This window comes from Lentisalinibacter sediminis, from assembly GCF_040706615.1.
GTDB classification, from domain to species: domain Bacteria; phylum Pseudomonadota; class Gammaproteobacteria; order Steroidobacterales; family Woeseiaceae; genus Lentisalinibacter; species Lentisalinibacter sediminis.
In genome coordinates this window covers 545,644-569,833 of sequence record NZ_JAPDRF010000001.1, presented here as the reverse complement: position 1 = coordinate 569,833, position 24,190 = coordinate 545,644, and the positions used below count along the sequence as shown (strand labels likewise).

The window sequence follows — 24,190 nt, the reverse complement described above, 5'->3', positions numbered from 1 at the left end:
TCAGGGGCGCGTTGGGCCGTCTGTGGGGTCTGCCGCGCCGTCGCCGCCGTCGCCGGTCGATCCGGCGCCCGAATCGGAGGTCGGCTCAGGATCCGGTCCGGCGGGTGGCTCGGTCTCCGGCGCCGACCCGGCCACCCGCGTGATCTCTTCGACCGGCTCGAGCGAATCGAGGGTTTTGCGGGTCTGTACGCCGAGCTCCCGGAACTTGCGGGCGCCGGGGAGCACGCTGCGTTCCAGCGAGCCGACGGCCGCGTTGAACGCGTTGACGCTGCCGGAGAGCTGGCGCCCGACCCGGTTCAGGTGGCTGCCGAAAGTGGCCAGCCGATCGTAGAGCTCGACGGCCAGTCCGCGGATCTCCTCCGCGTTCTCGGCCAGCGCCAGCTGGCGCCAGCCGTAGGCGACGGCCTTCAGCAGCGCGACGAAGCTGGTGGGCGTGGCGAGGATGATCTTCTGTCGCAGGGCCTCGTCCAACAGGTCCGGATTCTGGTTCATCGCCGCCGAGAGGAACTGATCGCCCGGGATGAACAGGATCACGAACTCCGGGCTGCGTGGAAACTGGGACCAGTAGTGCTTGCTCGCCAGCTCGCGGATGCGCTCCCGGACCTTGCGCTCATGGCGGGCGAGGGCAGCCGTGCGGAGCTGGTCATCAGTGGCTTCCACCGCCTCCAGGTAGGCATCCAGAGGCGTCTTCACGTCCACCACGAGCTCCCGCTCGTCCGGCATGCGGATGATCATATCGGGACGTATGCGCTCGCCGGCGCCGCCGCCCGTCTCCTGCTCGACGAAATCACAGTGCTCGACCATGCCGGCCAGCTCGACGAGGCGGCGCAGCGTGATCTCGCCCCACTGGCCTCGCACCTCCGGTCGGCGCAGGGCCTTCACCAGATTGCTGGTCTCGGCCTGCAGGGCCTGCTGGCTGGCCTGCATGGCTTCGAGCTGAGCGGTGATGCTGCCGTAGGCCTCCGAGCGGGCCTTCTCGAGTTCGCCGATCTGGCGTTCGGTCTTATCCAGCGCTTCGCGGATGGGTTTCACCAGATTCTCGACCGCCTTCTCGCGCTCCGACAGCGCGTGCGTGGCCTGCTGCTGCTGGGCGCCGAGGTTCTGCTTCGCCAGACGAAGGAAAGCCTCGCTGTTGACCCTTAGGCTGCGATGGGCCACGTCGCCGAAGGACTGCTGGAGACGGCTGGCGGCGAGGTCGAAGGCCGCTTCCCGTTCCGCCCGCAGCGCTTCCTGATCCTTCACCCGGCGCTCGGCGTCGTCGCGCTCGGCGGCCAGCCGGGCGATGCGCCCGCGGACGAACAGCCAGAGCAGGAGCAGCCCCAGGGCCAGCGATACTGCAGAAGCGATGCCGGCCATCCACGCGGGAACCGGTATCTGCAGCCAGTCACTCACCCGCGCGCTTCCTCCAGGATCGGCAGCAGGGCCACGGGATGCTCGATGACGAGGTCGGCCTGCCAGCCCCGGGCATCGTCCTCCGGCAGCAGATAGCCGTACGCCGCAGCGATCGTGCGCATGCCGGCCGCGCGTCCGGCCTCCACGTCGCGCAGGTTGTCGCCCACGTAGACACACTCCCCCGCATCCACGGCGAGCGCGCGTGCCGCGTGCAGGAGCGGCGCCGGATGCGGCTTGCGTTGCGCCAGTGCGTCGCCGCCGACCGTGACCCGGGACCGGGTGCTGAGTCCGAGCCCCTGTAGCAGCGCGTCGGTGAGGCCCTGCGGCTTGTTGGTCACAATGCCCCAGGGCAGGCCGACGGCCTCGATGGCCGCGAGGACTTCTTCCATGCCCTCGAACAGTCGCGAGCTGCGGTGGATGCGATCGGCGTAGCGTTGCAGGTATTCCTCATACAGGGCGCGGCGCGTCTCTTCGTCCCGATCCGGGAAGGCGAGGCGGATCAGGCCGGCAGCCCCGTTGGTGATATTCGCCCGCGCGAGGCGGTATTCGGGCGGGTGCGTGCCGTACGCCCGGCACAGCTCCGCCAGGGTGTCGGTCATGTCCGGCGCGGTGTCGATGAGCGTACCGTCCAGGTCGAACAGCCAGCCGGCGAAAGGCCTCGGCTCCGTCATCCGCCGGCGCCCCGCCTGCGGAAGTGGGCGATGTAGTTGACGTCCACGTCGTTCGTGAGACTGAAGTGGCGCGTCAGCGGGTTGTAGCGCACGCCGGTCAGTTCCTCCACGCGCAGGTCCGCCAGCCTTGCCCACGCCTCCAGTTCCGAGGGGCGAATCAGCTTCTCGTATTCGTGGGTGCCGCGCGGCAGGAGGCGAAGCACGTACTCCGCGCCGACAATGGCGAGCGCGAACGCTTTCGCCGTGCGGTTGATGGTGGAGAAGAACACGTGGCCGCCCGGCCGAACAAGGCGGCTGCATGCGTCGATGACGCTGCCGGGTTCGGGCACGTGCTCGAGCATCTCCAGACAGGTGACGACGTCGTAGGCGTCCGGGCGTTCGGCCGCCAGGTCCTCGGCGCCGCTCTCCAGGTACTCCACGTCCACGCCGGATTCCCGGGCGTGGCTGCGCGCCACGGCGAGGGGGCCGGGGGCGAGGTCGATGCCGGTCACCTCGGCGCCGGCCGCCGCCATCGCCTCGCTGAGAATCCCGCCGCCGCAGCCGATGTCGAGTACCTGGCGGCCCGACAACGGCGCCCGCTCGTCGATGTAGCCGAGCCGCAGCGGGTTCATCCGGTGGATGGGGGCGAAGTCCCCGTCCGGGTCCCACCAGGTCTCCGCCATGGCCTCGAACTTGCGGATTTCGCCCTCGTCGACGTTACCGCCGGTCTTCGCTTGCGGGTCATTCATGGTCGTAGTTCCAGATTTTCTCTCTCCATTCTGCGGCCCGGCCGCTGATATCGTCCAGGCGCAGGTGACTGAGCCGCCCGCGCTTGACCAGCTGTCTTCCGGCCACCCAGACGTCGCTGACCTGCGAGGCCTCGGCCGCGTAGACGAGCTGGGAGACCGGCTCGTAGACGGGCTGGGTGCGCGGCGCCGACAGGTCGACGGCACAGACGTCCGCCCACTTGCCCGGTTCCAGGCTGCCGATGCTGTCGGCAAGGCCCAGCGCCGCGGCTCCGTTCAGGGTGGCCATGCGCAGGACGGTATGGGCGGAGAGGGCGCTCGCGTCGCCGGCGGCCGCCTTGCCCAGCAGGGCGGCGGTGCGCATCTCGCCCAGCATGTCCAGGTCGTTGTTGCTGGCCGCGCCGTCGGTGCCGAGGGCCACGTTGATGCCGGCCTCGAGCAGGCGCGCGACGGGGGCGATGCCGCTGGCGAGCTTCAGGTTCGACTCCGGGCAATGGGCCACGGAGACGCCTGCGCCGGCGGCGAGCGCAATCTCCTCGTCGTTGAGACAGGTCATGTGCACGGCCAGCAGCGAGCCGTTCACGAAGCCGAGGCGCCGGAGCCGCTCCAGCGGACGGATGCCGTTGGCCTCCTCTTCGGCGGCCACCTCGGCCGCGGTCTCGTGGACATGCATGTGTACCGGCACGTCCAGCTGGTCCGCCAGGGCCCGCAGCTTGCCCAGGCTGGCCTCGCTCACGGAGTACGGCGCATGGGGCGCGAAATGGGTGCTTACCAGCGGATGGGAGGCGTAGCGGTCGTGCACGGCGATGCCCTTGGAGAGGTACTCGCCCGCATCCTTGGCCCAGGGCGTCGGCGCGTCCACCAGGATCATGCCCACCGAGGCGCGCATCTGCGCGGCGGCCACGGTCTCGGCGACGATATCCGGGAAGAAATACATGTCGTTGAAGCAGGTGGTGCCGCCCAGCAGCATCTCGGCGATGGCCAGCCGGGTACCGTCACGGACGAATTCCGCGTCGATCCAGCGACCCTCGGCGGGCCAGATGTGCTCGCGCAGCCAGACCTCCAGCGGCAGGTCGTCCGCCAGCCCGCGGAACAGCGACATGGCGGCGTGGGTGTGGGCGTTCACCAGCCCGGGGATCAGGAGATGATCGTCGAGATGGACGACGTCGGCGGCTGCGAAGCGGGCGCTCGCCCGCGCGGCGGGCTCCAGCGCGACGATCACGCCGTCACGGATGACCAGGGCATGGTGCTCCAGCACCGTGTCCGCCGGCGTCACAGGTGCCACCCAGCGGCACGAGATGATCAGGTCGCATTGCTCCATGTCTCTGAATTGACTGATGTTATAGGCAATGAACGGATGCCCGGGAAAGGGCAGGCAGCCTAGTATACAGGGCCGCCCGGCAGGCTCCGTGCCGGGCCGCCGTGGTCGGCGCCGGCGGGCCCCCGGCGGCTACGTACAAGTCCCGATTTATGCTAAAATTTTCCTCTGATCAGGAGCCAGAAAAATGCGCAGAAGTAGGCTATACCGGCTCCCGCCGCACGCACTGGCCGAGACCTGATTCCTGCAGCACGGATCGTCCGCCGGCACCCTGCAAGGGGAAGGCGGTGGACCGGTTTTATGTGAGTAGCCATGAGTGACATCGCCCAGGAAATATTTTCGGTAAATCTCGAAGACGAGATGCGCCAGTCCTATCTCGATTACGCCATGAGCGTGATCGTGGGGCGGGCGCTGCCCGACGTGCGCGACGGCCTGAAGCCGGTGCACCGGCGCGTTCTCTACGCGATGCGGGAACTGGGCAACGACTACAACAAGGCGTACAAGAAGTCGGCCCGCGTCGTCGGTGACGTGATCGGTAAGTACCACCCCCATGGCGACAGCGCCGTCTACGACACGATCGTGCGCATGGCGCAGCCGTTCTCGATGCGCTACATGCTCGTGGACGGGCAGGGCAACTTCGGCTCGGTGGACGGCGACGCCCCGGCGGCCATGCGTTACACCGAAGTGCGCATGGCCCGCATCGCCCACGAACTGCTGGCCGACATCGACAAGCAGACGGTCGATTTCGTCGAGAACTACGACGGCTCCGAGAGCGAGCCCTCGGTGCTGCCAACGCGCATCCCGAACCTGCTCGTCAACGGCTCCTCCGGCATCGCGGTGGGCATGGCGACCAACATCCCGCCCCACAACCTGGCCGAGATCATCGATGCCTGCGTGGCAGTGATCGACGATCCGGACATCGACGTGGCCGGGCTGATGCAGCACGTGCCGGGACCGGACTTCCCGACCGCCGGCATCATCAACGGCGCCCAGGGCATCTACAGCGCCTACAAGACGGGCCGCGGCCGCGTGCATATCCGCGCCCGCAGCCACGTCGAGGAGATCGGCAAGGGCAGCCGCGAGGCCATCGTGATCACCGAGCTGCCGTACCAGGTCAACAAGGCCCGGCTGATCGAGAAGATCGCCGAGCTCGTGCGCGAGAAGAAGCTGGAGGGCATCAGCGAGCTGCGTGACGAGTCCGACAAGGACGGCATGCGCGTCGTGATCGAGCTCAAGCGGGGCGAGGTGCACGAGGTGGTCCTGAACAACCTCTACAAGCACACGCCGCTGCAGAGCGTCTTCGGCATCAACATGGTGGCCCTGCACGAGGGTCAGCCGAAGCTGATGACGCTCAAGGGCATCCTGGAGGCTTTCGTGGCCCACCGCCGCGAGGTGGTCACCCGGCGCACGATCTACGATCTGGGCAAGGCCCGCGACCGTGCCCACCTCCTGGAAGGCCAGGCGGTGGCGCTGGCGAACATCGACGAGGTGATCGCGCTGATCAAGGCCTCGCCGTCGCCGGCCGAGGCGAAGGCAGGGCTGGTAGCGGGTCGCTGGGCGCCCGGTGCGGTCACCGGCATGCTGGAGCGGGCCGGCGATATCGACACCCGGCCGAATGCCGATCACGGGGTATTCGGCATCGTCGAGGAGGACGGGCAGCCCGTTTACCGCCTGTCGGAGACCCAGGCCCAGGCCATCCTGGATCTGCGGCTGCATCGTTTGACCGGTCTTGAGCAAGAAAAGATAATCAATGAATACAAAGAGATACTCGATAAAATTAGAGAGTATTCTCTTATTCTGGCCGACCCCGACCGGCTCCTCGCCGTAATCCGCGAGGAACTCCAGGCGGTGCGCGACCAGTTCGGCGACGAGCGGCGCACCGAGATCATGGAGGACCACTCCGACCTGACCATCGAGGACCTGATCCCCGAGGAGAACGTGGTGGTCACACTGTCCCACGGCGGCTATGCCAAGGCGCAGCCGCTGGACTCGTACCAGGCGCAGCGCCGGGGCGGGAAGGGCCGGGCGGCCACGCGGATGAAAGACGAGGACTTTATCGACAACCTGTTCGTCGCCAACACCCATGACACGCTGCTGTGCTTCTCGAGCCGGGGCAAGGCCTACTGGCTGAAGGTCTATCAGCTGCCCCAGGCGGGCCGCGGCGCGCGGGGCAAGCCCATCGTGAATCTGCTGCCGCTGGAGCCGGAAGAGCGCATCAACGCGGTGCTGCCGGTGCGCGACTTCGAGGCGGGCAAGTTCGTCTTCTTCGCCACGAGCCACGGCACGGTCAAGAAGACGCCGCTGGATGCGTTCTCGCGGCCTCGCTCCAACGGCATCATCGCCATCGACCTGCGCGAGAGCGACCATCTGGTGGACGTGGCCCTCACCGACGGCGACAGCGACATCATGCTGTTCGCGAGCAGCGGCAAGGCCATTCGCTTCAGCGAGGCCGACGTGCGGGCGATGGGCCGCGGCGCGGCTGGCGTGCGCGGTATCCGCCTGGCGGAGGACCACGAGGTGATCGCGCTCATCATCCTGTCGGAGGGCCTTATCCTCACCGCGACGGAGCACGGCTACGGCAAGCGCAGCGAAGCGGACGAGTTCTCGGTCCAGGGCCGCGGCGGTCAGGGGCTCATCGCCATCCAGACGTCCGAGCGCAACGGCCGCATGGTGGGCGCGCTGCAGGTCTCCGATGACGACGAGATCATGCTGATCAGCAACGCCGGTACGCTGGTGCGCACGCCGGTCGCCGATATCTCGATCCTCGGCCGCAACACACAGGGCGTGCGTCTGATCCGCCTGGGCGACGACGAAGCTCTCGTGGGCCTGGAGCGCATCGAGGCCCTCACGGAGGACGAGGACGAGTGACGGTCAGCCCGCACCGGCGCCGCCGTACCGGAGAAGCTGAATGGCAATGGCGACGGTAAGCGCAGGGGCCCGCGTCCATAACTTCAGTGCCGGTCCCGCAGCGCTGCCACTGGCGGTGCTGGAACGTGCACGTGAGGAGCTGACGGATTTCGCCGGCACCGGGATGTCCGTGATGGAACTCAGCCATCGCGGCGCCGCGTTTCGGGAGGTTGCGGAGCGCTCGGAGGCGGCGCTGCGCCGGCTGCTCGGCATCCCCGGGAACTATCGCGTGCTGTTCCTGCAGGGAGGGGCCACGCTGCAGTTCGCGATGGCACCCCTGAATCTCGCGACGCCGGATGCCATGGCGGACTACGTGGTGACCGGCAACTGGGGCCGCAAGGCCGTGGCCGAGGCGCGGCGGTTCTGCGGCGTGAATGTCGCGGCAGACGAGGAGGGCTCTGGCTATACCCGCGTGCCCGCCGCCGCCGAGTGGGAGACGCGCAGGGACGCCGCCTACCTCCACTACACGCCCAACGAGACTATCGGCGGCGTGGAATACCACTGGATACCGGACACGGGCGACGTGCCGCTGGTGGCGGACATGTCCTCCAGTATCCTCTCCCGCCCGCTCGACGTCGGCCGCTTCGGCCTCATCTATGCCGGCGCGCAGAAGAACATCGGCCCTGCCGGGCTGACGCTGGTCATCGTCCGCGACGACCTGCTGGAGACGGCCCGGGACGAGGTGCCGAGCATGCTCCGTTATGCCGTGCACGCCGAGGCCGGCTCCATGAGCAACACGCCGCCCACATTCGCTTGGTACATGGCGGATCTGGTCTTCGACTGGCTGCTGGAGCAGGGCGGGCTCGAGGCCATCGGTGCCGCCAACGCCCGCAAGGCGGAGACTCTCTACCAGGCCATCGATCGCTCGGATTTCTACGCGAATCCGGTGGATCCCGGCTCCCGCTCGCGCATGAACGTGCCGTTCACGCTGGCCGATCCGGCCCTCGATGCGACGTTCCTGGCCGAGGCCGAGGCCGCGGGGCTGGCCAACCTGAAAGGCCATCGCTCGGTCGGCGGCATGCGGGCGAGTCTCTACAACGCCATGCCCCAGGCGGGGGTCGATGCGCTGGTGGCCTTCATGGCGGAGTTCGAGCGGACCCGCGCCTGAGGTGTCCCTTGCCGCGCCAGCCGTTAGACTTGCCGCCTGAGAACAGGAAATCCCCGATGAACGAGCGCACACCGGCGCCGGATCTCACCGAGATCCGGCAACGCATCGACGAGATCGACGAGCAGATCCAGGCCCTGATCAATGCCCGCGCCGAGCAGGCGAAACTGGTAGGCGAGAGCAAGGGAGAGCTCGCCCGCTCGATCGACTATTTCCGGCCCGAGCGCGAGGCGGAAGTGCTGCGCGCGGTGCTCGCGCGCAACGAGGGCCCGCTCAGCGACGAGGAGATGGTGCGGCTGTTCCGGGAGATCATGTCGGCCTGCCTCGCCCAGCAGGAGCCGCTGAAGATCGGTTTTCTCGGCCCCGAGGGCACCTTCACCCAGTCGGCGGTCAGCAAGCACTTCGGCCATTCGGTGCGGGCGCTGCCACTCGCCACCATCGAGGAGGTCTTCCACGAGGTCGAGGCCGGCCATGCCGACTTCGGCGTCGTCCCCATCGAGAACTCCACCGAGGGCACCGTCAACCACACGCTGGACATGTTCCTGATGTCGCCGTTGAAGATCTGCGGCGAGATCGAGTTGCGCATCCGCCAGCATCTGCTCGGCAACCTGCCGTCGATGGACAAGGTGGAGCGCATCTGTGCTCACCAGCAGTCACTGGCACAGTGCCGGGTCTGGCTGCGGGAGTATCTGCCTCAGGCGGAACTGATACCGGTCACGAGCAACGCGGCCGGCGCGCGCCGGGCCCGCGACGAGGCGGGCACGGCGGCCATCGCGGGCGAAGCCGCGGCCGAGGTGTACGGCCTGGACGTGATGGTGGCGGATATCGAGGACCGGCCCGACAACACCACGCGCTTCCTGGTGATCGGCCGGGATCTCCTCACACCGAGCGGTGACGACAAGACGTCGGTGCTGGTGTCGGCCAGCGATACGGCGGGCGCCGGCGTGCTGCACACCCTGCTCGCGCCGTTCTCGAAGCACGGCATCAGCATGACCCGCATCGAATCGCGGCCGTCCCGGCGCAAGAAATGGGACTACGTGTTCTTCATCGATCTGGAAGGCCATGCGGACGAGTCGCCGCTGGCGGATGCACTGGCGGAACTGGAGGAGGGCACGTCGCTGTTCCGCGTGCTGGGGGCCTACCCGAAGGCGGTGCTGTGAGCGTCGGGGCGTTTCGCACGGTGCCCGGCGGAGTGCCGGCGGGCGAGATCAGGGTGCCGGGGGACAAGTCGATCTCCCACCGCTCGCTGATGCTGGGTGCCATCGCGGAGGGCGACACGAGGGTCACCGGCTTCCTGGAAGGCGAGGACTGCCTCGCCACGCTCGGGGCGCTCGAGGCCATGGGCGTGGCGGTGGAACGTGAGCCGGACGGCGCCCTGCGGGTGCGCGGTGTGGGTGCCGACGGCCTCACCCCACCGGCCGCGCCCCTCGATCTCGGCAATTCGGGCACGGCGATGCGCCTGTTCTGCGGTCTGCTGGGCGGCCAGCCGTTCCGCTCGGTGCTAACCGGCGATGCGTCGCTCGTGAAGCGGCCGATGGGCCGGGTCATCGATCCGCTGACCCTGATGGGCGTGGAGATCGACAGCGAAGCCGGTCGTCCACCGCTGGTGATCCGGGGCCGACGGCCGCTGGACGCCATCGATTACCTGCTGCCCGTGGCGAGCGCCCAGGTGAAGTCGGCGATTCTGCTGGCGGGCCTGTACGCCCGGGGCGCCAGCCGGGTGACGGAGCCGGAGGTGACCCGCGACCATACCGAGCGGATGCTCACCGCCATGGGCGCGAAGCTGCATCGCAGCGGTAACACGATCATGCTGGAGGGGCCATCCACGCTGCGCGGCATAGAAATCCCCGTGCCCGGCGATCTTTCCTCGGCCGCGTTCTTTCTCGTGGCCGGCGCACTGGCGGCCCGGGATGGCCTGGTCATCCGCAACGTGGGCGTGAATCCGACCCGCACCGGGGTGATCGGCATCCTCCGCGAGATGGGGGCGGACATCGGGATCGCGGGCGAGCGGCTCGCCGGCGGCGAGCCCGTGGCCGATATCACGGTGCGCCGCTCGGCGCTGCGGGGTATCGACGTGGACCCGGAGTTCGTGCCGCTGGCCATCGACGAGTTCCCGGTGCTGTTCGTGGCGGCGGCCTGCGCCGAGGGCGAAACGCTGTTCCGTGGCATCGGCGAGCTGCGGGTGAAGGAGAGCGACCGGATCGCCGCCATGGCCGAGGGCCTGCGGCGGCTCGGCGTCGAAGTGGAGGAGACCGTGGACTCCGCGCGCATCCGCGGCGTCGGACGGCTCGCGGGCGGCCGGGTCGACAGCCATGGTGATCATCGCATCGCCATGGCCTTCGCCATAGCAGGAGTTGCGGCGGAGGAGCCCATCGAAATTGGCGATGTCGCCAACGTTGCCACCTCGTTCCCCGGCTTCCCGGAGACCTGCCGCCAGGCGGGCTTCGGGCTGGAGACGCTGGCGTGAACACGGTGCCCGTCATCGCCATCGACGGCCCGAGCGGATCCGGCAAGGGGACGATCGCGCGGCGTGTGGCCACGGCGTTGGGATTCCACCTGCTGGACAGCGGCGCGCTCTACCGTCTGACCGCGCTGGCATCCGCACGCCGGGGTATCGACGTCGACGACGTAGCCGGCCTGGTGCGGGCCGCGCGGGAGATGCGGGTGTCTTTCGGCGCATCCGACGGGGCCGAAACGGTGTGGCTGGACGGCGACGAGGTGGGGGGCGAGCTGCGCACCGAGGAGTGCGGCCGGCTGGCCTCGCGGATCGCCGCGGTGGCCGAGGTGCGCGAGGCGCTCAAGGCCCGGCAGCGGGATTTCCGCGAGCCCCCCGGCCTGGTCGCCGACGGGCGCGATATGGGCACCGCGATCTTTCCCGCGGCCGCCCTGAAAATCTTCCTGACGGCCAGCGCCGAGGAGAGGGCTCGGAGGCGCTATAAGCAGTTGAAAGACAAGGGTATTGGTGTTACGCTTGCCGGCCTTGCCCGCGATATCGCGGAGCGTGACCGCAGAGATACCGAGCGATCGGTGGCGCCGCTGGTCCCGGCCGAGGACGCCATCGTGATCGATTCCACCTCACTGGGCATCGAGCAGGTGACGGAAAAAGTGCTCGGTCTGGCGGCGGAAAGGCTCGGCGACGAGCAGGCAGGGTAGTGCAGGTCGGACAGGGTAGTCCGGCTTTTATTTTGTGTGGACCGTCGGTCGCAGGAAGCGGCAGGCGTGTAATTTCAACGAGGGCTGCCTGCGGGCGGCATGGTTTCCAAATCAATGTCTGAATCATTTGCTGAGCTCTTCGAAGAGAGCATCGCCAGTCAACAGATCAAACCTGGCTCCATCCTGAACGGCAAGGTCGTTTCCGTTAACGAAGACGTCGTCATCGTCAACGCCGGCCTGAAATCCGAGGCGGTCATCCCGGCCGAACAGTTCCAGAACGAGAACGGCGAAGTCGACGTCGCGGTCGGCGACACCGTCGAGGTGGCGCTGGACGCCGTCGAGGACGGTTTCGGCGAGACGCGCCTGTCCCGGGAGAAGGCCATCCGCGCCCGGACCTGGACGCACCTGGAAGAGGCGTTCGAGAAGGGCGAGATCGTCAACGGCGTCATCAACGGCCGCGTCAAGGGCGGCTTCACGGTCGAGATCGACAACGTGCGGGCGTTCCTGCCCGGCTCGCTGGTCGACGTGCGGCCGGTGCGCGACCCGTCCTACCTCGAGGGCAAGGTACTCGAATTCAAGGTCATCAAACTCGACCAGCGCAGGAACAACGTGGTGGTGTCCCGCCGCGCGGTGGTCGAGGAAGAGTACAGCGCCGAGCGCGAGGCGCTGCTGGAGAGCCTGCAGGAAGGCCATGTGGTCAAGGGTATCGTGAAGAACCTGACCGACTACGGTGCCTTCGTGGATCTCGGCGGCATCGACGGCCTGCTGCACATCACCGACATGGCGTGGAAGCGGGTGAAGCATCCCTCCGAGATCGTCAACGTCGGCGACGAGATCGAGGTGAAGATCCTGAAGTTCGACCGCGAGCGTCAGCGCGTCTCCCTCGGCATCAAGCAGCTGGGCGCCGATCCGTGGCAGAACATCAGCCGGCGCTACCCGCCGACCACCCGCATCTTCGGCCGCGTCACGAATATTGCCGACTACGGCTGCTTTGTGGAGATCGAGGACGGCGTCGAGGGCCTGGTCCACGTCTCCGAGATGGACTGGACGAACAAAAACGTCAATCCCTCGCGGGTCGTGCAGGTCGGCGACGAAGTGGAGGTGATGGTGCTCGATATCGACGAGGACCGCCGCCGCATCTCGCTCGGCATCAAGCAGTGCAAGCCGAATCCGTGGGCCGAGTTCGCCGCCAACTACAACCGGGGCGACAAGGTCAGCGGCCAGATCAAGTCCATCACCGACTTCGGCATTTTCATCGGCCTGGAAGGCGACATCGACGGGCTGGTGCATCTGTCCGACATCTCCTGGGACGAGGGCGGAGAGGACATGGTGCGCAATTACCGAAAGGGTCAGGAAGTCGAAGCCATGGTGCTCGCCATCGACCCGGAGCGCGAGCGGATCTCCCTCGGCATCAAGCAGCTCGACCAGGATCCTTTCTCGTCCTGGCTGGCGCAGAACCCGAAGGGCAGCATCGTCAAGGGCACGGTCACGGAAGTGGATGCCCGCGGTGCCGAGGTCGATCTCGGCGGCGGCATTACCGGCTATCTCCGTGCCTCGGAGCTGGCGCGCGGACGGGTGGAAGACGCCCGCACCGTGCTGAAGACCGGCGAAGAGGTGGAGGCCAAGTTCACGGCGGTGGATCGCAAGAACCGCAGCGTGCAACTCTCCATCAAGGCCAAGGAGGCCCACGAGGAGCAGGAAGCCGTCGCGAGCTACAAGTCGGAGTCCGGCAGCAGTGCTTCCGGCACGACGCTGGGCGAGCTGCTGAAGGAGCAGATCTCCGGCAATTCCGACTGACAGGGGACCGGAGGCGCCCGGGCGGGAGCACTGCCCGGGCGCCTTGCGGATAGCGGGGAGCCGCGCGGCTGCGCGGGCGGAAGAAAGCGAACGCACCTATGACGAAGTCTGAACTGATCGAGATAATCGCCAGGAAGCAGAAGCATCTGCCCGCGAAAGACGTCGAGCTGGCGGTCAAGCATCTGCTCGAGATCATGAGCGATGCGCTGGCCCGCGGCGATCGCATCGAGATCCGCGGCTTCGGCAGCTTCTCCCTGCACTACCGTCCCCCGCGCATGGGGCGCAATCCGAAGACCGGCGAGGCCGTCGCACTCTCCGGCAAGCACGTCCCCCATTTCAAGCCGGGCAAGGACCTGCGCGAGCGGGTCAACGAGAGCCGACACCTCCCCATCAAGAACTGAACGGCGCGCGGCGGGCTTACCAATCGGCAGCCATCTGCACTAGACTCATGAGGGGGTGCTCCGCTGAGCCCCGCTGCTGATTCAGGTGCCGGTATGCTGCGCAAGATCGCGACCATCGTCCTCATCATCGCCCTGCTCGTGGCGATCATCGTCTTCACCTGGCTGAACACCCAGGAAGTCAGCCTCGATCTGGCTTTCACGACGGTCCAGACCCAGATCGCGGTCGCTTTCACCATCACCTTCGCCCTGGGCTGGCTGTTCGGCCTGTTCTGTGCCGGGTTCTTCGTCCTGAGATCGGTGGCCGAGCGCCGGCGGCTGCGCAAGAACCTGGCCGCCGCGGAGCAGGAGGTGAGCAAGCTGCGCAGCCTGCCGCTGCAAGATGCTGCCGAGTAACCAGGCATTTCTGCTTGCCGGGTTATTTCTGCTCATCGCGGCAGCCGGGTGGCTGTTCGGCCGGTTCGGCGAGAGCAGCCGTGAGCGGGAAGAGAACGGCGGCAATCTCAGCACCGACTACCTGAAGGGCCTCAATTTCCTGCTGAACGAGCAGACGGATCAGGCGCTCGACCTGTTCCTGAAGGTCGTCCGCGTCGATGACGACACCCTGGAGACCCACTTTGCTCTCGGCAGCCTGTTCCGCCGGCGCGGCGAGGTGGACCGCGCGATCCGCATCCACCAGAACATCATCGCCCGGCCGGATCTCTCGACGGAGCAACGGGACGAGGCGATGAACGCGCTCGCTCGCGATTACCTGCGGGCCGGCTTGCTGGATCGGGCCGAGAAGATGTTCGAGACGCTGACGGACAAGCCGGTGTACCGGGAGGACGCGCTGCTCGCGCTCTGCGGCATCTACGAGCAGGAACACGAGTGGGAGAAGGCGATCGAGACCGGCGAGCGACTCGAGGACAGTCGTGGTTCCATGAGCCGGCGGGTACCTCATTACTATTGCGAGCTGGCCGAGCAGGCCATGGAGCGCGGGGAATGGCAGCGGGCCCGGAACCTGCTGCGCAAGGCCCGCAGCCGTCGCCGGCCCACCGTGCGCGGCGCCCTCGACCGCGCCCGCATCGCGCGGGAGCAGGGGGACGCCCGTACGGCGCTGCGCCTCTATCGCCGCACTCTCGAGGAACACCCGGATTTCCTGGTGGAGATCCTGCCACGCATGGCGGATCTGCTGGCGGCCACCGGCAGGGTCGGCGAGTTGCAGCAGGAGATCGACGCGCTGATCCGGCGCGATGCAGACTATCGGACCGCCATCGCCTACAGCGCGATCCTGCACGACCTGCGTGGGCCGGTCATCGACGATTGCGTCGAGCACTACATTCTCACGGAGCCGACGCTGGCCTCTTTTGTGGCCGGCCAGGAACTCGCGACCGCGGGCAGCGAGCCGCGCCGGGAGGCCCTCGCGCGGATCCGCGAAGGCCTCGCCCTGCTCGCGCGGCGCTCCCCGCGCTATCGCTGCAAGGAATGCGGTTTCTCCAGCATGCAGTTGCTCTGGCAGTGTCCGAGCTGCAAGGCCTGGGAGACCCAGAGACCGGCCGAGAAGGTCCGCTTCGATTCCCTGCTGCGCCAGGGCGAGATCGCGCGCTCGCCGGCCTAATCTCCACGCTTCGGCGAGAATGACGGCCGGCTGCCGCCGCGCCACCCCGGCATGATCCTCCGGTATGCGGGCGCAGAGTCGTCGTCCGCGGAACCGTAACCGGAGGAACAGTGAAATGACCAGGAAAACCCCATGGATCACGGCGTTGCTCGCGGGCCTGCTGGCGCCGCTGGCCGCCGTCTCGGGCCCGGTGAACGTCAATACGGCGGACGCCGAGACCATCGCGGCCGAGTTGGACGGGATCGGCATTGCCCGCGCCCGCGCCATCGTGGCCTATCGGCAGGCGAACGGTCCGTTTCGCAGCGTCGACGACCTGCTGGCGGTGAAGGGTGTGGGAGAGCGCATCCTTGCCGCCAATCGGGACAACATCCGTCTCGCTGCCGCGGAGAAATCCGCCGAGTAGACCGGCCGGTCGCGCCCGGTCCCCGCCGCCCCGGGGCGGGGACCGCATGGCCAACCCGGGGTCCTCTCGCTAAACTGGTCGCGTCACCCAGAAGAGGAGCGCGACATTGAGCAAACCGGTAAGGACCGCCGTTTTCCCCGTCGCCGGCAGGGGCACCCGTTTCCTGCCCGCCACCAAGGCCAGTCCGAAGGAGATGTTGCCGGTCGTCGACAAGCCGCTGATCCAGTACGCGGTGGAAGAGGCCATCGCGGCGGGTGCGACCAAGCTCGTATTCGTCACGGGCAGCACGAAGCGGGCGATCGAGGACCACTTCGACGTCGATCCGGAGCTGGAGCGCGCTCTCGCCGAATCCGGCAAGCAACGTTTGCTGGATTCGGTGCGAAACACGCTGCCGGCAGGCGTGGATTGCGTGTTCATCCGCCAGGGCATCCCCCTCGGTCTTGGCCATGCCGTGCTCTGCGCCCGGCCTGCGGTCGGCAACGAGCCGTTCTTCGTCCATCTGGCCGACGATCTGATCGACGCCGAGGTGCCCTGTCTGAAGCAGATGGCGGCCGAATATGCCGATCACGACGGCAGTGTTCTGGCGGTTCAGGAAGTCCCCAGGGACAAGACTTCCAGCTACGGCATCGTGGCGGTGGAAGAGGATGCACCGGGGCGCCAGCGAATCCGCCAGATGGTGGAGAAACCTGCGCCGGAGGACGCACCGTCGACGCTGGCCGTGGTGGGTCGCTACCTGCTGGACCCGATGGTCTTCGACAAGCTGGAGAAGACCGAGCGGGGCGCCGGCGGCGAGATCCAGTTGACCGATGCCATTGCCGCCATGCTGGATAGCCATCCGGTCTACGCCTACACCTTCGAAGGCACGCGCTACGACTGCGGCAGCAAGCTCGGCTATCTGCAGGCGACGGTGGAGCTGGCCCTGAAGCACCCGACGCTGGGCGAGCCGTTCCGGGAGTACCTGCGGAGTCGCGCGGGATGATGGAGCGCCGGCTGGTACCCCTCGCCTTCGCGTCGGTGCCGGCGAGCGTCCTGCTCTTGCTGTGCCCGGCAATCGCGTCGGCGCAGACCTGGTCCACCGCCGAACTCAGGCAGTGCGTGGCGCTGGAGGACGACGGCGAGCGGCTGGCCTGTTTCGACCGTCTCGCGGCGGAGAAGCTGTCCGCGGCGGCGTCCGGGGAGGAGGGCTCCCGCCGCTACTCGACGCTCATGGAAGGACGCGGCGACAGGTCTGGCGACAGGAGGTCCGACGCCTACCGGGCCCGCTTCCGGGATATCCGGATCGTGGCGTTCGTCCACGAGCATCGTCGCGGCCGGGATTGGCGGCGTTACGTCAGCGACGACGGTCGCTACTGGCGGCTGCGGGACGATCAACCGGATGGCGAGCGGGAATTGCCCTTCGCGGCAGAGGTGATCCCGGACCCGGAGGCCGAAGGCGGCTATCTGTTGCGGCCCGAAGGAGACGGAGCGCCGATACGGGTATTGGCGGAGCGTGAACAAAGCGTATCAGAACCTGATTAAAGTCAATGAATTAGAGACGAATTCTCGACAGGTTCGAGAAAATTCCAACCCCGGCATAACGCTTTCGGAGATCGCTCCGGCCTGGCCGGCCGGGGCCGTCGGCGTCAGGCCTGGCGCTCCCGTCCGGCTGACCGACCGTTCTCCCTCCATGAAGCGCGACGTCCATCGCTCGACTCCTGGGTGGCGGGGACATCCGTCTGTATGATGAAACTCAGTCGCAGCTAGAGAGCAGTATCCTGGGAACCGCCGAGACGTCCCCATCGAGTTTCCTGACCCAGACCCTGAGCGGGGTCTATCAGGCCGTGGCGGCCAACCTGCCGTCGCTGGTCGCCGCATTGCTGATCGTCATCGCCGGCTGGTTCCTGGCCCGACTGGCACGCCGGGGCGCCCGCCGTTCCGCCGAGTTAGCCAATCGCCTGCTCGAGCGGACGCTCCGTCGGGGCTCCGCAGCGGGGGTGCGCATCTCACTCGCCTTCACGACGGTCACCGGCGAGATCGCTTTCTGGCTGGTGTTGATTCTGGCACTGGTGCTCGCGGCGGGCGTGGTCGGCATCGGTTCCATCGGGCAGTGGCTGAATCAGCTCGTGGCCCATCTGCCGAGCGTGATCATCGGGGCCTCGATACTGGTGGTCGGCTATTTCGCGAGTGTCTATCTGCGCGAGTTCGTCGCCTCCTCGGCCGAGGCGGCCGAGCTGCGCACCGCCGGACTGCTCGGCCGTCTGGCCCAGCTGGCCATTCTCGCCATCGCGCTCATCATCGGTCTGGATCAAGCCGGGATAGAGGTGGCGATACTGTTGATCGCCTTCGCCATCATCCTGGGCGGCGGCGTGTTCGGCGTGGTGGTCTCGTTCGCGGCGGGTTCCGGCACATTTGTCTCCAATCTCATCGCCGCCCGCAACGCCCGTCACGTGCTCCTGCCCGGCATGCGGCTGCGGGTCGAAGACGTCGAGGGCGAACTGCTCGAAATCTCCCGCACGCACATAGCCGTCGAGACGGATGAGGGACGGGTGCTGCTGCCCGCCCACCGGTTGGAGGCGGGCCGGGTGCTGATCCTGACCGCCGTCCGGGGGCGTGGCGAGGCGGGTCAGGACGGTGGCTAGGGACAGGGCCGGAAAGACGGCGAAAACACCGCGCTCGCTGATTCTGTCGTTCATCGACCGCCAGCCCGACACGGCGGCGCGAGCCCTGACCGCGATGGAGCCGGCGAAGGCGCGGGCCCTGCTGGCGGATATTCCGGCACGTTTCGCCAGCCGCGTGATCGCCCGTATGGGTCCCTCAGTCGCCTGTGAGCGACTGGCCGGCATGCCGCCAGACACTGCAGCCGCCGTGCTGCGGGGCCTGGCTTACCAGAATGCGGCGGGGCTCCTGCGCCTGATGCGCGCCGATTTCCGGGCAGCGGTCCTCGCAGAGCTGCCGCGGGCGGTGCGCCGCGATCTGCGTGCCACCCTCGACTTCCCGGCCGATACGGTGGGTGCACACATGACGCCTGCGATACTGACTCAGGGTGCCGCTCAGACGGTCGCAGACGCGCGGGAGCTGGTGCGCCAGGCCACGCGGGCGGAAAGCGGCTGCGTCATCGTGGTCGACGAACAGCGGCGCCTGTCCGGCCTCGTCGATCCGGTTCTGCTCCTGCGCTACAGCGGGCGCACGCCGCTCGGCGAGATCACTGACCGCAGCGTTGCGCCGCTGTCCGCACGGGCGCGTGTCGCGGCCATCCGGCCGCTGGAGGCCTGGGACCGTTACCTCAGCCTGCCGGTCGTCAGTCGGCAGGAACACGTCATCGGCACGATCTCGCGCAGCGCGCTGCGTGAAGCGCTGGCGGTCGAGTCCACTGCTGCCGGCCGTGCTGACGATGCCTTGCCGGTCGCGCTGGCGGATGCGTTCGTGGGTTTCGTCGGCGGCCTCCTGCAATTCGCCGATGGCCGGTCTGCCGGCCCCGACACGGGGAGAAGGACGTGACCAGCAACGATCTGGCGATTGCAGAGGACCTGATGACGCGGCGCTATCTGCGCGATTTCCCGGTAGAGGCAGCGCGGCGTATCGAGGAACTGGAGCCGGCGCAAGTGCTCGACGCCGTCGCACGTCAGTCGGCCGCCACCCTCGCGCCGGTGTTCGCATTCCTGATGCCTGACAGCGCGGCCCGGCTGCTGACGGCACTGCCTGACGGACTCGGCGACCGTATCCTGGAAGAGCTGCAACCGGCACAGACCCTGCGGATCATGGCCTCGCTGCCCCAGGACGAACGTGCCGGACGCCAGGCTCGGCTCGAGCCCGCCGTGCGCGCCGAGTTGGAACGTCTCGGTTCCTACCCGCCCGATACCGCGGGCCGGGTGATGAACCCGGGCGTCGGGGCATACCCGCGAGACCTGACGGTCGGCCAGCTGCTGCGCGCGCTGGGCGAGTCCGGCATGCTGACGGCGCGGTCGCTGTTCCTGGTGGACGGCGCCGGTCGCCTGAGCGGGCGGGCACCGCTGAAAGACGTTGCCCTGGCAAGCCGGGATCTGCCCCTCTCGTCGCTCGAGCTGCCGGTCAGTATGACCGTGCATCCGATGGATTCCATGGAAACCGTAACCCACGCGTTCGAGGGCTACCGAATCCTGGATCTGCCGGTGGTCGACGGCGAAGGCATCTTCCTCGGTGCGGTGACGCACGACGACCTCGCCCGGGCGGTCCAGGAGGACGCGTCTATCGACATCCAGACCATGGTGGGTGCCGGCCGCGCGGAGAAGGCGCTGTCCACCCCCATGTTCACCGTTCGGCGGCGCATGCCCTGGCTGCAGATCAATCTGCTGACCGCGTTCCTGGCGGCTGCCGTCGTCGGTCTGTTCGAAGCCACCATCGCCCAGGTCACGGCGCTGGCGGTCCTGTTGCCGGTAGTTGCGGGCCAGTCCGGTAACGCCGGCGCCCAGGCCCTCGCCGTGACCATGCGCGGACTGGCACTGCGCGAGATCAGCGTGCGCCAGTGGCTGCGGGTGGTACGCAAGGAGGTCATCGTCGGGCTGGTGAACGGCATCGGTATCGCCATTACCTGCGGGCTCGGTGTGTGGTTCTGGAGTCAGTCGGCCGGGCTCGTGGCCGTCATCTTCTCCTCGATGATTCTCGCGATGGTGGCCGCCGGCTTCGCGGGCGCGCTGATCCCGATTCTCCTGACCCGGCTCGGTCAGGACCCGGCCACCTCGTCCTCCATTGTTCTCACTACCGTCACCGATATCGCGGGCTTTTTCTCTTTCCTCGGCATCGCGACGCTGATGATGCAGTTTCTTTGACAGTTGACTGCCCGCCGAGGCCAGCCGGCCGTCGTAGCCTGTAGCTGGGCGGGATCGCTGCGTGCAGGCACGGACCGGCTCGTTCTGCCACGAAAAAGCCCGCACTGTGGCGGGCTTTCGAGGACATCTCCGGTACTACCAGGGATTCCGGAATCTGGCTCCCCGGGCCGGACTCGAACCAGCGACCAATTGATTAACAGTCAACCGCTCTACCAACTGAGCTACCGGGGAATGGCAGGACGCTGCGGCGCGCCGCAGCAGGCGCAGAATTCTGGGGGAGGCGGCAACCCAAGTCAAGTGACCGCGTCCCGGCCGGCAAGGGCCGATTCGAGCCGCCCGAGCGCGTCCCTCAGCGTCTCCAGGCCGCAGGCGTACGACAACCGGAAGTGTCCGGGCGTGCCGAACGCAGACCCGGGCACCACGGCGACGCCGACCTCGTTCAGCAGCATCCGGCAGAGGTCGGTGTCGTCGGCCATGCCGAGACGCGCGATGGCCTCCCGGGCATCGGCGAAGGCGTAGAAGGTGCCTTCGCCGGGCCGGCAGGCGACGCCGTCGATGGCGTTCAGGGCGTCGACCACGAAGTCGTGCCGCTGCCGGAATGCCTGGTTCATTTCGGCGACGCAAGACTGGTCGCCGGTCAGGGCGGCCAGCGCGGCGTACTGGGAGATCGTGCAGGCGTTCGAGGTGCTCTGGCTCTGGATTTTCTTCATTGCGCCGATCAGGGTCGCCGGTCCGGCCGCGTAGCCGATCCGCCAGCCGGTCATCGCGTAGCACTTGGAGACCCCGTTGATGGTTACGGTGCGCTCGAGCAGCGCCGGGCAGGCCTCGGCGAAGGAGGTGAACGGCTCGTCCGCCCACCAGATGTGCTCGTAGATCTCGTCCGTGGCGACGACGATGTCCGGGTGGCCGGCGAGCACCTCGCCCAGCGCGGCCAGGTCCTCGCGGCGGTAGCCGGCGCCGCTGGGGTTGCCGGGACTGTTCAGAATCACGAGCCGGGTCCGGGGCGTGATGGCCGCTTCGAGCTGCTCGGGCCGCATGCGGAAGCCGCTCTCGAGACCGGTCTCCACGATGACCGGTTCGCCGGCCGCGAGACGCACCATGTCCGGATAGGAGACCCAGTAGGGCGCCTGGATCACGGCCTCGTCGCCCGGATTCAGCACCGCCTGGCAGACGTTGTAGCAGATCTGTTTGGCACCGCCGGAGACGATGACGCGCTCCGCCGCATACTCCAGTCCGTTGTCGCGGCGGAACTTATCTGCCACGGCTTCCCGCAGCTCCGCAATACCGTCCACCGCGGTATAGCGGGTGCGGCCAGCGCGGATCGCCTCGATGGCCGCCTCGCGGATGTGCTCCGGCGTGTCGAAATCGGGCTCGCCGGCGCCGAGGCCGATGACGTCCCTGCCGGCGGCACGCAGCTCGGCGGCGAGAGCCGTGACGGCCATGGTAGGCGAGGGACGCACGCGGCTCAGCCGGGTCGAAACTGTTAGACTCAAACGTTTGCCTCCGGGCGGGTTTCTCCGCCGAATGGTACTGGAACGCTGTCGGGCCCCCAACCGGGAAGGCGACCCTGGTGATCCTGGCGATCCTGGCCACTACACATAGCTTCCCCACTCGAGCGATGTCCGAACGACACTTCACACTGGCTTCGAACTACGAACCCGCCGGCGACCAGCCGGAGGCTATACGCTCTCTCGTGGAGGGGGTGCGCGACGGGCTCGCCCGCCAGATCCTGCTCGGTGTCACCGGCTCCGGCAAGACGTTCACGATCGCCAACGTGGTGCAGCAGGTGCAGCGCCCGACCATTGTTCTGGCGCCGAACAAGACGCTGGCGGCCCAGCTCTACGGCGAGTTCCGCGAGTTCTTCCCCAATAACGCGGTGGAGTACTTCGTCTCCTATTACGATTACTACCAGCCCGAGGCGTACGTGCCCGCCTCGGATACGTACATCGAGAAGGACGCGTCGATCAACGACCACATCGAGCAGATGCGGCTGTCGGCGACCAAGGCGCTGATCGAGCGCCCGGATGCGATCATCGTCGCCACGGTATCCGCCATCTACGGTCTGGGCGACCCGGAGGCGTATTTCAGCATGGTGCTGCACCTGGTCCGGGGCGACCGGCTCGACCAGCGCACGATCCTGCGCAAGCTGGCGGAGATGCAGTACAAGCGCAACGAGATGGAGCTCTCCCAGGGCACCTATCGGGTGCGCGGCGACCTGATCGACGTCTTCCCGGCGGAATCCGAGCGCGAGGCGGTGCGCATCGAGCTGTTCGACGACGAGATCGAGTCGCTGGCCTGGTTCGATCCGTTGACCGGGGAGGTCACGGCCCGGGTGCCCCGGCTGACGGTCTATCCGAAGACCCATTACGTGACCCCGCGGGAGCGGCTGCTGGCCGCCATCGACGACATCAAGCTGGAGCTGAAGGAGCGGCTCGCGGTACTGCGGGACATCGGCAAGCTGCTGGAGGCGCAGCGTCTGGAGCAGCGCACCCAGTTCGATCTGGAGATGATCGCCGAACTCGGTTACTGCCAGGGCATCGAGAACTACTCCCGCTACCTCTCCGGCCGGGCGCCGGGGGAGCCGCCGCCGTGCCTGTTCGACTATCTGCCGCCGGACGCGATGCTGATCGTCGACGAAAGCCACGTGACCATCCCCCAGCTCGGCGGCATGTACAAGGGCGACCGATCCCGCAAGGAGACGCTGGTCGAGTACGGTTTCCGGCTGCCCTCGGCGCTGGACAACCGGCCGCTGCGCTTCGACGAATTCGAGGCGCTGGCACCCCAGACGGTCTACGTCTCGGCGACCCCGGGGCGCTACGAGCACGAGCATGCGGACGCGGTGGTCGAGCAGGTGGTCCGGCCCACGGGTCTGGTCGACCCCGCGGTGGAGGTGCGGCCGGTGCGCGCCCAGGTGGACGACGTGCTGTCCGAGATCCGGGAGCGGGTGGATCTGGACGAGCGGGTGCTGATCACGACGCTGACCAAGCGCATGGCGGAGGATCTCACCGAATATCTGGCCGAGCACTCGGTGCGGGTGCGCTACCTTCACTCCGATATCGATACCGTCGAGCGCACGGAGATCATTCGCGACCTGCGTCTCGGCGAGTTCGACGTGCTGGTGGGCATCAACCTGCTGCGCGAGGGCCTGGACATGCCCGAGGTCTCCCTGGTGGCGATCCTGGACGCGGACAAGGAGGGGTTCCTGCGCTCCGAGGGGTCGCTGATCCAGACCATCGGCAGGGCGGCCCGGAATATCCACGGCAAGGCCATTCTCTACGCGGACCGGATCACCGGCTCCATGCAGCGGGCGCTGGAGGAGACGGATCGCCGCCGGTCGAAGCAGGAGGCCTTCAATGCCGAGCACGGGATATCGCCCCAGACCATCCGCAAGCAGGTAGCGGACATCATGGAGGGTGCCCGTTCGGCGCCCGGTCGGGGCCGCGGGCGCCGGCGGGTGGCCGAGGACCATCCGGCGTGGGAGGGCATGAGCGAGGATGAGCTGCTGCGCAAGGCGAACCGGCTGGAGCAGCAGATGTACCGTCACGCCCGGGACCTGGAGTTCGAGGAGGCGGCGAAGCTGCGCGACGAGATCGAGCGCATCCGCCGCGTCGGGCTCGGGCTGGACGACGTGGCGGCCGGCTGATCGGCTTGCCTGCATTGGTGACAATCCGGTATCTTTGCGCACCCCTGCGAGGGGGAGGCGGGCGATTAGCTCAGGGGTAGAGCGCCACGTTGACATCGTGGAGGTCGGTGGTTCGATCCCACCATCGCCCACCAGTCGCATCCCGGCGGGTGCCTCCGGAGACGGCCAACAGACTGTTGCGGCGAGTAAAATTGCGCCGCTCCGGGCTTGTCTCCGGGCGGGGCCGGCGATAAAATTCCGGAATCTGCGAACGGTATACGGGCGATGGCGAGAGCGCCCGTGTCCGTGTTCGACACG

At 67.6% G+C, this 24,190-nt stretch carries 21 protein-coding genes and 2 tRNA genes; 17 read left to right on the top strand and 6 right to left on the bottom strand.

What is annotated here, in order from left to right:
- From rmuC to ACJMKX_RS02760, 4 genes are read right to left on the bottom strand one after another with little or no spacing between them, the layout of a single operon-like run.
- Positions 1–1,392, bottom strand: coding sequence for a DNA recombination protein RmuC (gene rmuC / locus ACJMKX_RS02775; RefSeq protein WP_405220726.1), 1,392 nt, complete (start codon positions 1,390–1,392; stop codon positions 1–3).
- Entirely contained in the window at positions 1,389–2,063 is a 675-nt protein-coding gene (gene gph, locus ACJMKX_RS02770; RefSeq protein WP_405220724.1) for a phosphoglycolate phosphatase, read from the bottom strand. Before gph ends, rmuC begins: the two co-directional genes overlap by 4 nt.
- Positions 2,060–2,791 (bottom strand): bifunctional 2-polyprenyl-6-hydroxyphenol methylase/3-demethylubiquinol 3-O-methyltransferase UbiG, encoded by a 732-nt coding sequence (gene ubiG, locus ACJMKX_RS02765; RefSeq protein ID WP_405220722.1) that lies wholly within the window; start codon positions 2,789–2,791, stop codon positions 2,060–2,062. The genes gph and ubiG overlap by 4 nt, the downstream gene beginning before the upstream one ends.
- Complete coding sequence (locus ACJMKX_RS02760) at positions 2,784–4,109, bottom strand: TRZ/ATZ family hydrolase (RefSeq protein WP_405220720.1); 1,326 nt, start codon at positions 4,107–4,109, stop codon at positions 2,784–2,786. The genes ubiG and ACJMKX_RS02760 overlap by 8 nt, the downstream gene beginning before the upstream one ends.
- Positions 4,110–4,418: 309 nt before the next feature.
- On the opposite strand from ACJMKX_RS02760, the gene gyrA reads away from it, so the two are divergent.
- The 15 genes from gyrA (at position 4,419) to ACJMKX_RS02685 (ending at position 20,250) form a co-directional block, all read left to right on the top strand.
- Positions 4,419–6,974 (top strand): DNA gyrase subunit A, encoded by a 2,556-nt coding sequence (gene gyrA / locus ACJMKX_RS02755; RefSeq protein WP_405220718.1) that lies wholly within the window; start codon positions 4,419–4,421, stop codon positions 6,972–6,974.
- Between the two features lie 46 nt (positions 6,975–7,020).
- Entirely contained in the window at positions 7,021–8,121 is a 1,101-nt protein-coding gene (gene serC / locus ACJMKX_RS02750; RefSeq protein WP_405220780.1) for a 3-phosphoserine/phosphohydroxythreonine transaminase, read from the top strand.
- Between the two features lie 56 nt (positions 8,122–8,177).
- Positions 8,178–9,278, top strand: a complete 1,101-nt coding sequence (gene pheA, locus ACJMKX_RS02745) for a prephenate dehydratase (RefSeq protein ID WP_405220716.1) — start codon at positions 8,178–8,180, stop codon at positions 9,276–9,278.
- Positions 9,275–10,585: a 3-phosphoshikimate 1-carboxyvinyltransferase gene (gene aroA, locus ACJMKX_RS02740; RefSeq protein WP_405220714.1), complete on the top strand. Its 1,311-nt coding sequence runs from the start codon at positions 9,275–9,277 to the stop codon at positions 10,583–10,585. Before pheA ends, aroA begins: the two co-directional genes overlap by 4 nt.
- On the top strand, positions 10,582–11,271 hold the full coding sequence (gene cmk / locus ACJMKX_RS02735) for a (d)CMP kinase (RefSeq protein WP_405220713.1): 690 nt from the start codon (positions 10,582–10,584) through the stop codon (positions 11,269–11,271). The genes aroA and cmk overlap by 4 nt, the downstream gene beginning before the upstream one ends.
- A 114-nt stretch (positions 11,272–11,385) precedes the next feature.
- Positions 11,386–13,068, top strand: a complete 1,683-nt coding sequence (gene rpsA / locus ACJMKX_RS02730; protein WP_405220711.1) for a 30S ribosomal protein S1 — start codon at positions 11,386–11,388, stop codon at positions 13,066–13,068.
- Positions 13,069–13,136: 68 nt separating this feature from the next.
- Complete coding sequence (locus tag ACJMKX_RS02725; protein ID WP_405220778.1) at positions 13,137–13,469, top strand: integration host factor subunit beta; 333 nt, start codon at positions 13,137–13,139, stop codon at positions 13,467–13,469.
- Between the two features lie 93 nt (positions 13,470–13,562).
- Positions 13,563–13,862, top strand: a complete 300-nt coding sequence (locus tag ACJMKX_RS02720) for a lipopolysaccharide assembly protein LapA domain-containing protein (RefSeq protein WP_405220709.1) — start codon at positions 13,563–13,565, stop codon at positions 13,860–13,862.
- Positions 13,849–15,063: a lipopolysaccharide assembly protein LapB gene (gene lapB, locus ACJMKX_RS02715; protein WP_405220708.1), complete on the top strand. Its 1,215-nt coding sequence runs from the start codon at positions 13,849–13,851 to the stop codon at positions 15,061–15,063. The genes ACJMKX_RS02720 and lapB overlap by 14 nt, the downstream gene beginning before the upstream one ends.
- A gap of 115 nt (positions 15,064–15,178) precedes the next feature.
- On the top strand, positions 15,179–15,466 hold the full coding sequence (locus ACJMKX_RS02710) for a ComEA family DNA-binding protein (RefSeq protein ID WP_405220706.1): 288 nt from the start codon (positions 15,179–15,181) through the stop codon (positions 15,464–15,466).
- Positions 15,467–15,572: 106 nt separating this feature from the next.
- On the top strand, positions 15,573–16,445 hold the full coding sequence (galU, locus tag ACJMKX_RS02705) for a UTP--glucose-1-phosphate uridylyltransferase GalU (RefSeq protein WP_405220704.1): 873 nt from the start codon (positions 15,573–15,575) through the stop codon (positions 16,443–16,445).
- Entirely contained in the window at positions 16,442–16,984 is a 543-nt protein-coding gene (locus tag ACJMKX_RS02700; protein WP_405220702.1) for a hypothetical protein, read from the top strand. Before galU ends, ACJMKX_RS02700 begins: the two co-directional genes overlap by 4 nt.
- Positions 16,985–17,286: 302 nt before the next feature.
- Positions 17,287–18,084 (top strand): mechanosensitive ion channel family protein, encoded by a 798-nt coding sequence (locus tag ACJMKX_RS02695; protein WP_405220701.1) that lies wholly within the window; start codon positions 17,287–17,289, stop codon positions 18,082–18,084.
- The gene (locus ACJMKX_RS02690; RefSeq protein ID WP_405220699.1) at positions 18,077–18,943 is read left to right on the top strand and encodes a magnesium transporter MgtE N-terminal domain-containing protein; all 867 of its coding nucleotides are present in this window, start codon (positions 18,077–18,079) and stop codon (positions 18,941–18,943) included. The genes ACJMKX_RS02695 and ACJMKX_RS02690 overlap by 8 nt, the downstream gene beginning before the upstream one ends.
- Positions 18,940–20,250, top strand: a complete 1,311-nt coding sequence (locus ACJMKX_RS02685) for a magnesium transporter (protein WP_405220697.1) — start codon at positions 18,940–18,942, stop codon at positions 20,248–20,250. Before ACJMKX_RS02690 ends, ACJMKX_RS02685 begins: the two co-directional genes overlap by 4 nt.
- Positions 20,251–20,405: 155 nt before the next feature.
- On the opposite strand, the gene ACJMKX_RS02680 is transcribed toward ACJMKX_RS02685, so the two are convergent.
- Together ACJMKX_RS02680 and ACJMKX_RS02675 are read right to left on the bottom strand one after the other, a co-directional pair.
- Positions 20,406–20,481 (bottom strand) — tRNA-Asn (locus ACJMKX_RS02680).
- Positions 20,482–20,543: 62 nt separating this feature from the next.
- A complete protein-coding gene (locus tag ACJMKX_RS02675) occupies positions 20,544–21,743 on the bottom strand; it encodes a pyridoxal phosphate-dependent aminotransferase (RefSeq protein WP_405220695.1) in 1,200 nt (399 codons plus the stop codon).
- 125 nt (positions 21,744–21,868) lie between these two features.
- Between ACJMKX_RS02675 and uvrB the strand changes: the two genes are divergently transcribed.
- Complete coding sequence (gene uvrB / locus ACJMKX_RS02670) at positions 21,869–23,893, top strand: excinuclease ABC subunit UvrB (protein ID WP_405220693.1); 2,025 nt, start codon at positions 21,869–21,871, stop codon at positions 23,891–23,893.
- A gap of 59 nt (positions 23,894–23,952) precedes the next feature.
- Positions 23,953–24,027 (top strand) — tRNA-Val (locus tag ACJMKX_RS02665).
- Positions 24,028–24,190: the final 163 nt, after the last annotated feature.